Origin of the sequence: Escherichia sp. WS2035, from assembly GCF_046487065.1 — a bacterium.
In the GTDB taxonomy this organism is placed as follows: domain Bacteria; phylum Pseudomonadota; class Gammaproteobacteria; order Enterobacterales; family Enterobacteriaceae; genus Escherichia; species Escherichia coli.
Genome location: NZ_JBJQKD010000001.1, coordinates 706,367 through 719,504 on the forward strand (window position 1 = coordinate 706,367; position 13,138 = coordinate 719,504).

General features: G+C 47.8%; 14 protein-coding genes. 8 read left to right on the forward strand and 6 right to left on the reverse strand.

What is annotated here, in order from left to right; genetic code table 11:
• Positions 1-163: 163 nt before the first annotated feature.
• Positions 164-1,312, forward strand: coding sequence for an MFS transporter (locus ACJHX4_RS03440; protein ID WP_000109283.1), 1,149 nt, complete (start codon positions 164-166; stop codon positions 1,310-1,312).
• Between the two features lie 96 nt (positions 1,313-1,408).
• Here ACJHX4_RS03440 and pflA read toward each other — a convergent pair whose 3' ends face one another.
• From pflA to ACJHX4_RS03455, 3 genes are all read right to left on the reverse strand, one after another.
• Positions 1,409-2,206, reverse strand: coding sequence for a pyruvate formate lyase 1-activating protein (gene pflA, locus ACJHX4_RS03445; protein WP_000067978.1), 798 nt, complete (start codon positions 2,204-2,206; stop codon positions 1,409-1,411).
• A 31-nt stretch (positions 2,207-2,237) separates the two neighbouring features.
• Positions 2,238-3,233, reverse strand: a complete 996-nt coding sequence (locus ACJHX4_RS03450) for a tyrosine-type recombinase/integrase (RefSeq protein WP_000023390.1) — start codon at positions 3,231-3,233, stop codon at positions 2,238-2,240.
• A gap of 93 nt (positions 3,234-3,326) precedes the next feature.
• A complete protein-coding gene (locus ACJHX4_RS03455) occupies positions 3,327-3,626 on the reverse strand; it encodes a helix-turn-helix transcriptional regulator (RefSeq protein ID WP_001389238.1) in 300 nt (99 codons plus the stop codon).
• 93 nt (positions 3,627-3,719) lie between these two features.
• Between ACJHX4_RS03455 and ACJHX4_RS03460 the strand changes: the two genes are divergently transcribed.
• The 7 genes from ACJHX4_RS03460 to ACJHX4_RS03490 all read left to right on the forward strand — a co-directional run bounded on the left by ACJHX4_RS03460 (position 3,720) and on the right by ACJHX4_RS03490 (position 8,142).
• Positions 3,720-4,091 carry a Cox family DNA-binding protein gene (locus ACJHX4_RS03460; RefSeq protein ID WP_000390230.1) on the forward strand — a complete coding sequence of 124 codons (372 nt, stop codon included), beginning with the start codon at positions 3,720-3,722 and terminating at the stop codon, positions 4,089-4,091.
• Positions 4,092-4,268: 177 nt separating this feature from the next.
• A complete protein-coding gene (locus tag ACJHX4_RS03465) occupies positions 4,269-4,769 on the forward strand; it encodes a hypothetical protein (RefSeq protein WP_000217682.1) in 501 nt (166 codons plus the stop codon).
• Between the two features lie 63 nt (positions 4,770-4,832).
• Positions 4,833-5,057, forward strand: a complete 225-nt coding sequence (locus tag ACJHX4_RS03470; protein ID WP_000557703.1) for a DUF2732 family protein — start codon at positions 4,833-4,835, stop codon at positions 5,055-5,057.
• Positions 5,057-5,356 carry a DUF5405 family protein gene (locus tag ACJHX4_RS03475; protein WP_001277968.1) on the forward strand — a complete coding sequence of 100 codons (300 nt, stop codon included), beginning with the start codon at positions 5,057-5,059 and terminating at the stop codon, positions 5,354-5,356. Before ACJHX4_RS03470 ends, ACJHX4_RS03475 begins: the two co-directional genes overlap by 1 nt.
• 2 nt (positions 5,357-5,358) lie before the next feature.
• Entirely contained in the window at positions 5,359-5,583 is a 225-nt protein-coding gene (locus ACJHX4_RS03480) for a TraR/DksA family transcriptional regulator (RefSeq protein ID WP_001113263.1), read from the forward strand.
• Complete coding sequence (locus ACJHX4_RS03485; protein ID WP_000027664.1) at positions 5,580-5,855, forward strand: DUF5405 family protein; 276 nt, start codon at positions 5,580-5,582, stop codon at positions 5,853-5,855. The genes ACJHX4_RS03480 and ACJHX4_RS03485 overlap by 4 nt, the downstream gene beginning before the upstream one ends.
• Positions 5,845-8,142: a replication endonuclease gene (locus tag ACJHX4_RS03490; protein WP_021514373.1), complete on the forward strand. Its 2,298-nt coding sequence runs from the start codon at positions 5,845-5,847 to the stop codon at positions 8,140-8,142. The genes ACJHX4_RS03485 and ACJHX4_RS03490 overlap by 11 nt, the downstream gene beginning before the upstream one ends.
• A gap of 112 nt (positions 8,143-8,254) precedes the next feature.
• Here ACJHX4_RS03490 and ACJHX4_RS03495 read toward each other — a convergent pair whose 3' ends face one another.
• The 3 genes from ACJHX4_RS03495 to ACJHX4_RS03505 all read right to left on the reverse strand — a co-directional run bounded on the left by ACJHX4_RS03495 (position 8,255) and on the right by ACJHX4_RS03505 (position 13,125).
• The gene (locus ACJHX4_RS03495; RefSeq protein ID WP_021514374.1) at positions 8,255-9,736 is read right to left on the reverse strand and encodes an SIR2 family protein; all 1,482 of its coding nucleotides are present in this window, start codon (positions 9,734-9,736) and stop codon (positions 8,255-8,257) included.
• Positions 9,737-10,318: 582 nt separating this feature from the next.
• A complete protein-coding gene (locus tag ACJHX4_RS03500; protein WP_001531529.1) occupies positions 10,319-11,353 on the reverse strand; it encodes a phage portal protein in 1,035 nt (344 codons plus the stop codon).
• Complete coding sequence (locus ACJHX4_RS03505) at positions 11,353-13,125, reverse strand: terminase ATPase subunit family protein (RefSeq protein WP_001531530.1); 1,773 nt, start codon at positions 13,123-13,125, stop codon at positions 11,353-11,355. The genes ACJHX4_RS03500 and ACJHX4_RS03505 overlap by 1 nt, the downstream gene beginning before the upstream one ends.
• Between the last annotated feature and the right edge of the window lie 13 nt (positions 13,126-13,138).

A 13,138-nucleotide genomic window follows, 5' to 3' on the forward strand; every position in this document is an offset into this window, starting at 1 on the left:
ACAATCAGATGAGATTAATCGTCTCTTCAGCATTAGCGTTATGAATGAGTAATATAAATCGATAATACCGCCGCTGCGATATGCGCGTATTTTCACCCATTGACAATGTTTTTGGCGGTGGCATGATGCGCATGAAATTTGAACTTCCTCACGGTTTTAATTCATGTCCACGTATACCCGGCCTGTCATGCTTTTGCTGTCTGGCCTGCTTTTGTTGACTCTGGCGATCGCGGTGTTAAATACACTCGTGCCGCTTTGGCTCGCCCAGGAACACATGTCTACATGGCAGGTAGGCGTTGTCAGCTCATCCTATTTTACCGGCAACCTTGTCGGTACATTGCTGACAGGGTATGTCATTAAACGCATTGGCTTTAACCGCAGCTATTATCTGGCCTCCTTCATTTTTGCCGCTGGCTGTGCCGGCCTTGGCCTGATGATTGGATTCTGGAGTTGGTTGGCGTGGCGTTTTGTCGCTGGCATCGGCTGTGCCATGATTTGGGTGGTTGTTGAGAGTGCGCTGATGTGCAGTGGGACGTCGCGTAACCGCGGGCGGTTGCTTGCTGCGTATATGATGGTTTATTACGTCGGAACGTTTTTAGGCCAGTTACTGGTCAGCAAAGTCTCAACCGAGTTGATGAGTGTATTGCCGTGGGTTACAGGTTTGACGTTGGCAGGAATCTTACCGCTGTTGTTTACGCGTGTCCTGAATCAGCAGACTGAAAACCATGATTCGACGTCAATTACGTCAATGCTAAAACTCCGTCAGGCGCGGCTTGGCGTGAATGGCTGCATTATCTCAGGAATCGTGCTGGGATCTCTATATGGCCTGATGCCGCTGTACCTCAATCACAAAGGGGTGAGCAATGCCAGCATTGGTTTCTGGATGGCGGTACTGGTCAGTGCGGGTATCCTCGGACAATGGCCGATTGGACGTCTGGCGGATAAGTTTGGTCGACTGCTGGTGTTGCGTGTTCAGGTCTTTGTCGTCATTCTCGGCAGTATTGCGATGCTTAGCCAGGCGGCGATGGCCCCAGCGTTATTCATCCTCGGTGCCGCTGGCTTTACGCTATATCCGGTGGCGATGGCCTGGGCTTGTGAGAAAGTTGAACATCATCAACTGGTGGCGATGAACCAGGCCTTACTGTTGAGCTATACCGTGGGAAGCCTGCTTGGCCCGTCATTTACCGCTATGCTAATGCAGAATTTCTCCGATAATTTATTGTTTATCATGATCGCCAGCGTATCGTTTATCTATTTGCTGATGCTGCTTCGCAACGCCGGCCATACGCCGAAACCCGTGGCTCACGTGTAAATGAATTCAAGCAGAGTGTGAACTTACTGTTTCACACTCTGCTTTTCTGTGCACAAAAAAGCGGCAACTCAATAAAGTTGCCGCTTTACGGGGAAATTAGAACATGACCTTATGACCGTACTGCTCAAGAATGCCTTTCACGCGTTCCATGGTCTCTTTCTTCGGTGGTTTAACACCATCGAGTTTGTATTCTTCACCCATTGCCACCCATTTGTGTTTGCCCAGTTCGTGGTAGGGGAGGAGCTCGATTTTCTCAACGTTGCCCATATCACGGGTAAATTCACCAAGGCGATGCGCTGAATCGTCATCGTCAGACCAGCCTGGGACAACAACATAGCGGATCCACACCTTCACATTTTTGTTCGCCAGATATTTAGCGAACTCCAGCGTGCGGTGGTTGGAAACTCCAACCAGATTTTGGTGGATCTCGTCGTTCATCTGTTTGAGATCGAGCATTACCAGGTCGGTTACCTCCAGCAGTTCATCAATCACCGGATCGTAACGACGAACAAAACCGTTGGTGTCCAGACAGGTATGAATGCCTTCTTTTTTGCAGGCGCGGAACCAGTCACGAACAAACTCAGCTTGTAGGATTGCCTCACCGCCGGATGCGGTAACGCCGCCGCCGGAAGCGTTCATAAAGTGGCGATAGGTCACCACTTCCTTCATCAAATCTTCAACGGTAACTTCTTTACCGCCATGCGTATCCCAGGTGTCGCGGTTATGACAATACAGGCAGCGCATCAGGCAGCCCTGGAAAAAGGTGATAAAGCGAATACCCGGGCCGTCTACGGTTCCACAGGATTCAAAGGAGTGAATGCGACCAATAACTGACTTGGCAGCCCCCGCCGTAGCGGTATTTTCTGTTGTATTACAATTAGTTAAATTACTCATATCGCTTCAATTGGCTCTAGTTAACTCTGGTTTATGGACGCATTATGGACATTCCTGACACCGGGTTAAGAGTCACAGCATCTTGTAAGAAATCCGGTGCAAAGTGTGCGTAGGTCATAGTTTGCTGAATATTAGAATGACCCAGGATGCGCTGCAATGTGATTATGTTACCTCCATTCATTATAAAATGTGTGGCAAATGTATGCCTCAAAACATGTACTGCTTGTCCGTCAGGTAAATCGGGTTTTACTTCCCTGAGAGCGTTACGCACTTTGTAGTAACTGGCATTAAAAAGCCTGCCTGAATTTTTGGTCTTGATCCGTTTAATCAGGTCCTGCGAAACGGGAATTGTCCTGCGTTTTCCGTTTTTAGTTTTCATAAACGTAACCATCTGGTTAATGATGTGTTCAGCTTTTAAATTAGACACTTCACTCCAGCGTCCACCAGTAGAAAGGCAGACCAGAGTTGCATTTAATTCATCACCATCAAGCATGGATAACAGCCGCGTAATCTCTTCACTGGACAAAAAAGCCATTTCCGTAACAGCTTCACGTAACCGTTTAATCTCACGGAACGGGTTGTGGGAGTGGTATTCACCGGCGTCAATTAACTTGGTGAACATCCCGCTCATTATTGCCAGATGTCGATTTACGCTGGCTGGTTTTAGACCATCGTTCATCATTACAACGCGATAATCAGTTATCGTTTTCTTTGTTAGCTGGTCAGCTCTGGACACTCCCATCTCTGCAAATTTGGCGATTATTGTCGTTAAACGCCCCCGTTCAATATCTCCACGCTCATGTGATTTTCCGTGATATATCCACCATCTACCTAACAACTCTGTAAGAGTTCGGCGGTCGGCTGGTTTCTCCAACCACTCTTTGTTGTGGTAGTTAACCAGTACATGACGTTCGAATGCCTGAGCTTCACCTTTAGTTTTAAATTTCCGCCTGATACGTTTTCCATCTGCACCCTGCGGTCTGACGTCCACTTCATAACGACCATCATCGAGCTTTTTAATAGACATAAAGCCCTCCGATGACGCTGTTTACTTCTACTACTTGAAAATTAATGCAATTTTCTTTCGTACATTTACTACACACATATGCTGAATAAATCGTCAGCCAGTCTTCTGGTCTGAGTGGTGCAAGGTTGTTGAGTCTTGCCCAATGTGTGCGAGAGCCGGGGCTATTTGTCCAGCTGCTGGATCTGTTTCATCAAACATGAACCAGTCACGATACTTGCGAAAGCGTGGATGCTTAAACAGCTTCATACCTGCTTCCATAGGCATTTTTGATTTTCCTGATTCATATCCATGATATGTGTAGTAATTAATTCCAATTAATTCAGCAAGTTCCTTAGTTTTAAGGCGTTCGGATTCACGGATGAGCTTTAGTTTCTCACTTTGTTCACTTGACATAATTTTGCTAATCTCCAATTATATTGCTACTTGGTAATTTGTGATTCACTCAAAAAGGCTCTAGATGGCTCCAGTTGGTGAATCGCAAATCTTATGGAGGATAGCAAAGTGACGACAAATGTAGAAATTTCTTGTCCAACTAGCGATGAGGCAAGTTTCGAAAATGAAGCCAAACGTAAAAGCATTCAGATTTCAGAGCGCCCATCTGATTTGCTGTCGAAAGAAGGTTTTGCTCTTTACATCGGTAAGACACCACGCGCGGTGGCTGAAATGGCTAAAGCAGGAAAGCTGCCAGCCTTCTACATGACAGACCCATTAAAACCAAGAGGGAAAGCTGAATTATGGATTAATCGCCGTGAGTGGGACAAGTACGCAGCCCAACTGGTTGATGAAGCTCCGACAGAATGGCATGACTGGAAAAATCGCATTAGTTACAGCAAATCAAGACATGGCCGTGCGGCTTAAGGTGGAAAGGATGAACGAGCCTCGTTGTATTGCTCAGTTATTGCGTAACGAAAGCCCCAGGGCGATTGACTTTACCATCACCCACGGGAAGGGACGCAAGGGAATCATTATCCGCACCAAAAAACAGAGTCCGTTAAAAAAGGCTCTGACCTTTCTGAAAAGCCGGAGGGTATGGAAATGACAGTGATGACGCTCAATCTCGTTGAAAAACAGCCAGCAACTATGCGCCGGATAATTGGTAAGCATCTGGCCGTCCCTCGCTGGCAGGAGACATGCGATTATTATAATCAGATGATGGAACGTGAACGGCTAACGGTTTGCTTCCATGCGCAGTTAAAACAGCGTCACGCAACGATGCGTTTTGAAGAAATGAACGACGTCGAACGTGAACGACTGGTTTGCGCAATTGATGAATTGCGTGGGGCATTCTCAAAACGCCGTCAGGTTGGCGCAAGTGAGTATGCATATATTAGTTTTTTAACAGTCAGTCAGCGTCGTACTTTATTTATGCATGCCGGATTGACTGAAAAAGAATTCAACCAGCCATACTGGCGAATTAATGAAGAGTCATGTTACTGGCGTGATGCTTTATTCCGTGCATTACGTGAATTATTCAGCCTGTTTGAGTATGCACCGACAATTCTGACGTCGGTAAAACCAGAGCAATATCTGCATTAAATAATTAACCAGAGTTTTTAACGCACTTAATCGTGCGGGGCTTCTTTTTGCCTGGAGAAAGTCATGCATACAGTTTCTGAAAATCAGTGCGGTAAATACGCATTACTGCTGCAACAGGCCAGAACCGAAGCACAGGCCGACGCTGCGACGCGCTTTTCTTCTCATCTTGACGCCATGATTCGCCATATCACAAAGGCGGAGTTATCCCGCGTGGAGATAGTCGAACTGCTCAGTCAGGAGTCGGAAAAATTTCACAATATCGGATTGTCTCGCGGGGAGGTGCTTTGATGTCCTGTTCTTATTCAGTTGTATTACTGAATAACGCCTTAAAAATCGCCGTTATGGAAAATGGCGATTTGTCTCTTATTCAACTTTGTCTTGATAAAGAAAAACGCGACATAACTGAATCTGTAATCGCGATTTATCAGAATGAATTAAACCTCCTGTCTGATGTGGTCAATTTACTTGTTAAACGCGCTGTATTCCACAAGCAAATTTCCTCCGTGGATGAACTGACAAAATTAACGACAGAACTTGCCAGCTATTGCGCTGATGTATCCAGGAAACTTAACGATAAAAGGAGCTGATAATGCCGGACAACGTGGATTTTATTCAGGAACAACAGGCTGAATTACTGGAGCGCCAGATTAACGCGGCAAGGGTAAAACATTGCGGTGCTTCTGCGCTGGTTTGCGAAGAGTGTGACGCACCAATACCTGCTGCCCGTCGTGCGGCTTATCCGTCAGCCACGCGTTGTGTTTCCTGTCAGTCAGTCTTTGAAGCAAAAAACAAACATTACCGGAGAATGGCATGAGTATTCGTATTGAAATTGGCGAACGTTATGTCGTTACCAGTGACAGCTTTCAGTTTATTCTCCACGAGAAAAAGAGAGCGGAAAGCGGTAAAAACGCCGGTCAGGAATGGCTGGCGGTGGTTGGTTATTACCCGAAATTAAGCCAGCTCGTTTCCGGCCTGATGCATCACGATATTCTGACCGGAAGCGCAAAATCTTTTGCTGATTTAAACGCGCAGGTTGAGCAACTCAGCAAGCGTTGTTCAGAGGCTTTTGGCTCATATGGCCGTTAAAGCCTCCGGGCGTTTTGTCCCTCCGTCAGCATTTGCCGCAGGCACCGGTAAGGCGTTTACCGGTGCTTATGCATGGAACGCGCCACGCGAGGCTGTCTGGCGCGAAAGACCTCTTACACGTGACGAGATGCGTCAGGTGCAAGGTGTTTTATCCACGATTAACCGCCTGCCTTACTTTTTGCGCTCGCTGTTTACTTCACGCTATGACTACATCCGGCGCAATAAAAGCCCGGTGCACGGGTTTTATTTTCTCACATCCACTTTTCAGCGTCGTTTATGGCCGCGCATTGAGCGTGTGAATCAGCGCCATGAAATGAACACCGAAGCGTCGATGCTGTTTCTGGCTGAGCGTGACCACTATGCGCGTCTGCCGGGGATGAATGACAAGGAGCTGAAAAAGTTTGCCGCCCGTATCTCATCGCAGCTTTTCATGATGTATGAGGAACTCTGCGATGCCTGGGTGGATGCGCATGGCGAAAAAGAATCGCTGTTTACGGATGAGGCGCAGGCGCATCTGTATGGTCATGTTGCTGGCGCTGCACGTGCTTTCAATATTTCCCCGCTTTACTGGAAAAAATACCGTAAAGGACAGATGACCACGAGGCAGGCATATTCTGCCATTGCCCGTCTGTTTAACGATGAGTGGTGGACTCATCAGCTTAAAGGCCAGCGTATGCGCTGGCATGAAGCGTTACTGATAGCTGTCGGGGAGGTCAATAAAGACCGTTCTCCTTATGCCAGTAAACACGCCATTCGTGATGTGCGTGCGCGCCGCCAGGCAAATCTGGAATTTCTTAAATCGTGTGACCTTGAAAACAGGGAAACCGGCGAGCGCATCGACCTTATCAGTAAGGTGATGGGCAGTATTTCTAATCCTGAAATTCGCCGGATGGAGCTGATGAACACCATTGCCGGTATTGAGCGTTACGCCGCAGCAGAGGGTGATGTGGGGATGTTTATCACGCTGACCGCGCCGTCAAAGTATCACCCGACACGTCAGGTCGGAAAAGGCGAAAGTAAAACCGTCCAGCTAAATCACGGCTGGAACGATGAGGCATTTAATCCAAAGGATGCGCAGCGTTATCTCTGCCATATCTGGAGCCTGATGCGCACGGCATTCAAGGATAATGATTTACAGGTCTACGGTTTGCGTGTCGTCGAGCCACACCACGACGGAACGCCGCACTGGCATATGATGCTTTTTTGTAATCCGCGCCAGCGTAACCAGATTATCGAAATCATGCGTCGCTATGCGCTCAAAGAGGATGGCGGCGAAAGAGGAGCCGCGCGAAACCGTTTTCAGGCAAAACACCTTAACCGGGGCGGTGCTGCGGGGTATATCGCGAAATACATTTCAAAAAACATCGACGGCTATGCACTGGATGGTCAGCTCGATAACGATACCGGCAGGCCGCTGAAAGACACAGCGGCGGCTGTTACCGCATGGGCGTCAACGTGGCGCATCCCGCAATTTAAAACGGTTGGCCTGCCGACAATGGGGGCTTACCGTGAACTACGTAAATTGCCTCGCGGCGTCAGCATTGCTGATGAGTTTGACGAGCGCGTCGAGGCTGCACGCGCCGCCGCAGACAGTGGCGATTTTGCGTTGTATATCAGTGCGCAGGGTGGGGCAAATGTTCCGCGCAATTGCCAGACTGTCAGAGTCGCCCGTAGCCCGTCGGATGAAGTTAACGAGTACGAGGAAGAAGTCGAGAGAGTGGTCGGCATTTACGCGCCGCATCTCGGCGCGCGTCATATTCATATCACCAGAACGACGGACTGGCGCATTGTTCCGAAAGTTCCGGTCGTGGAGCCTTTGACTTTAAAAAGCGGCATCGCCGCGCCTCGGAGTCCTGTCAATAACTGTGGAAAGGTCACCGGTGGTGATACTTCGTTACCGGCTCCCACACCCTCTGAGCACGCCGCAGCAGTGCTTAATCTGGTTGATGACGGTGTTATCGAATGGAATGAGCCGGAGGTCGTGAAGGCGCTCAGGGGCGCATTAAAACACGGGCTGAGAACGCCAAATCGTCAGCAAAGAAACGGAAGCCCGTTAAAACCGCATGAAATTGCACCATCGGCCAGACTGACCCGGTCTGAACGATTGCAAATCACCCGTATCCGCGTTGACCTTGCTCAGAACGGTATCAGGCCGCAGCGATGGGAGCTTGAGGCGCTGGCGTGTGGCGCGACCGTAAATTATGACGGGAAAAAATTCACGTATCCGGTCGCTGATGAGTGGCCGGGATTCTCCAACTTTATGGCGTTCAGTAGTGAACATTACTGAGAATCTTCGGTTTTTATTAGTTGTGAATAAGGGGAATAGCGTTCTGTACATATGGGGCTATGTAATAAATATAAACCGTCAGTTCATTCTGACGGTTTATATATTTTTATGCTTAGTATGATAGAAAATCATACAGGCACAATAATTTACGGTAATGAGTATCTATTTTGTGTGATATAGAGATAAGATATTTTCTGAGTTGTGCTAAGGAAATTGTGTCATTAAGTACACAATACATGATTGTATTGGCTACTTTATATTCTTTTGTTGTTTCTAATATCTCATCTATTGTTGTTGCATCACATTTGCACGCTTTAATTCTAGTGAGTTGATTTATTATCTTATCCAATTGTCTGTCTTTGTATAGCTGAACGTTTTCTAATTCAGGGCATACAGAACTAAATGCGTAAATTGGAAAGTGCTCATGATTTGTGATAGTTTGTTTATTCAAAAGTGCAATGAGTTGTGCGTTAGCTTCATCGACAATTTTAAAGTAATTTTGAATCATTTCAGATTTTGTCTGGTATTCGTAGGTAACAGTTCTTTCTGAGCCTACAGCGATTACCATTTCTTCATTCCGTAATTCATCGAGGTTTTCCGTGATTTTTACCTTGATTTCACCGCCACTTTTTATTGTATTCCAGACTTTTTGTACTTTTCTTATATCCATTGCGGAAACAGGGAGAATTAAATTAGATATGGCATCGTAAACGGCTTTGTAATTGTCTGTTTTGATTTTGTTAATTCTTATAATGGATAAACCTTCAATGTTAATATCATGTTCAGAAATAGTTGTAGACATGTTCCCCTCATCATATTCAACAAGGAGAAAGTTGTCTTTTATTTTTTTTGCTAGTTCAGTATTTAGATCTACATATGAAAATATTGTCTGCAGGAGGTATTTAATATTCTTGTCGCTGATGCTATATCCTAAAAAAATAATGGGGTTGTGAATGAATATAGATAATAGTTGAGCACGTATTAACTCATATTTGTCATTAAAGTTATTATAATCATCAGATGTTATGATTATGTTATTGGGGTCACTAACACAACCGTGTATTTTATATACCGAGCCATATGGATTGCTTAGCAATATATTGTTGCCAATAAGCGGAGAGAAATCGAATAAATTTTCGATAAGTTGATCGTAATTGGTAGTAATAATTGAGCCAATATTCTTTCTTGTTTTTATTAAGCTGTTAATTTCATCTCTTAAATCTTCTTTGAGAGGTGAGTCTTTTAATATTGATGTTAGGTATATTTTGAATCGGCTAAGTTTTTTTCCATGACTCATGTTCTCGTAGAAAATATCATTGATGCTTTCAAACTTTCCGTTTCTGTCTTCGGCGAGTTTCTTATTGAAGATATTCTCTAATTTTGTTGCAAGAATGTCGTATCTGTATTCGTCACCTTCAATACTTTCCGATTTAAGATCATAATAAAATTCAGGGTTGCCAGTTAAATCAACGGCAATTTTCATCAATAACCCATCCCAACTGAATGAGTTTTGCAGATATCTTAGACTAAAACCTGTGCCTATAAAAAGAACTGGGTGGTTTTTGTACTGGCTGACAAATTCTTTGATTTCCATATTAATTCTCGAAGTTGATCATCGTTATCTCTATACAACCAAATAGCAGATAAAACTTCAAACAGACTTTCAAAAAGCGACATATGTTTTGGCAGAATAAGGATGAGCGCATCAGTGTCAAGAAGATTCGAGATCTTAATCTACTCAATAGGAACAAGACGTCAGACTTAATTGTGTACTACCGGTGAAAACTGCCTGATAAAGTTGAATCTACGACATGATTCGTCGGTTTTTTATGCGATATTACCTTAGTTTCTGTTGTCCTTGGTAATACTGACGTTATTGCATTAAATTGCATGTGTTTTGATTTCATGCCCTTTGCCAACTACGCCAATACTGGTGCTGTTTCGACGTGTTTATGCACTTGCATTAAAACCGCAACATGAAGCGGGCGGGCGAGGCGGGGAAAGCACTGCGCGCTGGCGGTGGTGCTGATTTTATTTTTTCAGCGTCTGAGCGCGTCGTGATGGCGTTTAGATTGTGTGCCGGGGCGCTGGTGTGTCTGCGGGCTGTTTTGCGTGGAGGTGAGCGTGTGAGGGCGTGATGACGGGGTGTAAAAAAGCCGCCCGCAGGCGGCGATGTTCAGCCGTTGTCAGTGTCCAGTGAGTAGTTTTTAAAGCGGATGACCTCCTGACCGAGCCAGCCGTTTATTTCCCGAATCCTGTCCTGTAACGGGATAAGCTCATTGCGGACAAAGACCTTTGCCACTTTCTCAATATCACCCAGCGATCCGACGTTCTCCGGCTTGCCGCCCATCAACTGAAAGGGGATGCGGTGCGCGTCCAGCAGGTCAGCGGCGCTGGCTTTTTTGATATTAAAAAAATCGTCCTTCGTTGCCACTTCACTGAGGGGGATAATTTTAATACCGTCGGCTTTCCCCTGTGGGGCATAGAGAAACAGATTTTTAAAGTTATTGCGGCCTTTCGACTTCACCATGTTTTCGCGAAGCATTTCGATATCGTTGCGATCCTGCACGGCATCGGTGACGTACATGATGTATCCGGCATGTGCGCCATTTTCGTAATACTTGCGGCGGAACAGCGTGGCCGACTCATTCAGCCAGGCAGAGTTAAGGGCGCTGAGATATTCCGGCAGGCCGTACAACTCCTGATTAATATCCGGCTCCAGCAGGTGAAACACGGAGCCGGGCGCGAAGGCTGTCGGCTCGTTGAAGGACGGCACCCACCAGTAAACATCCTCTTCCACGCCACGGCGGGTATATTTTGCCGGTGAGGTTTCCAGCCTGATGACCTTACCGGTGGTGCTGTAACGCTTTTCCAGAAACGCATTACCGAACACCAGAAAATCCAGCACAAAGCGGCTGAAATCCTGTTGTGAAAGCCACGGATGCGGGATAAATGTCGAGGCCAGAATATTGCGTTTGACGTAAATCGGCGAGCTGTGATGCACGGCGGCACGCAGGCTTTTTGCCAGACCGGTAAAGCTGACCGGTGGCTCATACCATCTGCCGTTACTGATGCATTCGACGTAATCCAGAATGTCACGGCGGTCGAGTACCGGTACCGGCTCACCAAAGGTGAATGCCTCCATTTTCGGGGCGCTGGCAGTCATTTTTTTTGCCGCAGGTCGCGGTGTTTTCCCTTTTTTCTTGCTCATCAGTAAAACTCCAGAATGGTGGATGTCAGCGGGGTGCTGATACCGGCGGTGAGTGGCTCATTTAACAGGGCGTGCATGGTCGCCCAGGCGAGGTCGGCGTGGCTGGCTTCCTCGCTGCGGCTGGCCTCATAGGTGGCGCTGCGTCCGCTGCTGGTCATGGTCTTGCGGATAGCCATAAACGAGCTGGTGATGTCGGTGGCGCTGACGTCATATTCCAGACAGCCACGGCGGATAACGTCTTTTGCCTTGAGCACCATTGCGGTTTTCATTTCCGGCGTGTAGCGGATATCGCGCGCGGCGGGATAGAACGAGCGCACGAGCTGGAACACACCGACACCGAGGCCGGTGGCATCAATCCCGATGTATTCAACGTTATATTTTTCGGTGAGTTTGCGGATGGATTCCGCCTGGGTGGCAAAGTCCATGCCTTTCCACTGGTGACGCTCAAGTATTCTGAATTTGCCACCGGCCACCACCGGCGGTGCCAGCACCACGCATCCGGCACTGTCGCCACGGTGTGACGGGTCGTAACCAATCCATACCGGACGGGAGCCGAACGGATTGGCGGCAAACGGTGCGTAGTCTTCCCATTCTTCCAGTGTGTCGACCATGCAGCGTTGCAGCTCCTCGAACGGGAACACCGACGCCTTGTCGTCAACAAATTCACACATGAACAGGTTTTTAAAATCGTCGGCGCTGTTTTCACGTTTGAGCTGCTCAATGTCGAACAGTGTGCAGCCACCTTTCAGGGCGTCCTCAATGGTGACAATCTGCCGCCACTGGCCGTCCGCACAGAGAAGACCTCTGGCAAGGGCGTTATGACTGACGTCGATTTCCACGCGTTCGGCGGCGCTGGCGCGTCCCCGGTTGAACAGTTCACCCGACCAGAACGGGTAGGCGTCGTGCGCCAGCGTGGACGGGGTGGAGAAATAGGTCGAGCGCAGGTGACTCTGTGAGGCCATACCTGATGCCACCTTACGCAGTACCTGAAAATTCGGGATCCAGAAAATCTCATCGACGTACAGGTCGCCGTTATGGCTCTGTGCGGTGTTGGAGTTGGTGCCGAGAAAAATCAGTTTTGCGCCGTTATTGCCCAGGACAATCGGGTCACCGGTCAGGTCAACGTCAACCAGACGGGCAAAGGCGATGATGTATTCACGGAATACATACGCCTGCGTTTTACTGGCCGACAGAAAAATCTGGTTATGGCCGGTTTTCAGGGCGCGCAGCAGCGCCTCGCGGGAAAAATAAAACGTCGCGCCAATCTGGCGGGATTTCAGGATATCGCGGATGCGGTGCTCAAGCCCGGCGCGATACCAGTGCAACTGATAGTCGAAAGACTGCTCAAAGAAAATCTGCTCCAGCTTTTCGATGGCCTCGTCACTGAAAAAATTCTTTTTCGGTTTGCGCCGCCCGCCTTTGTTGCGGTTAGCGATGTTCGGATTAAGGTCTGCCTCGTTGCCGGTCTGGTTGTAGCGGTTTACCCGTGCCAGTCGTTCAATCTGGCGTCCGAGCAGGTCAATTTCCTTGAAGTCACCGCCGGTTTTCTGCGGTTTTATGATGAGCTGGGTCAGCCGCGCTTCCAGACTCATTTCGACACGGCTGATGGGAGCAACGCTGTCCCAGCCGTCGCGCTGTTTCCAGCTCTGCACCGTCGGGCGTTTCATCTGCAACATGGCGGCAATCTGCGGCACGGAAAACCCCTGCCAGTACAGCAGCGCCGCCTGACGACGCGGGTCGTGTAAAAGAGTGGTGTCTGTGGTGATGGTCATGAATACCTCGCCG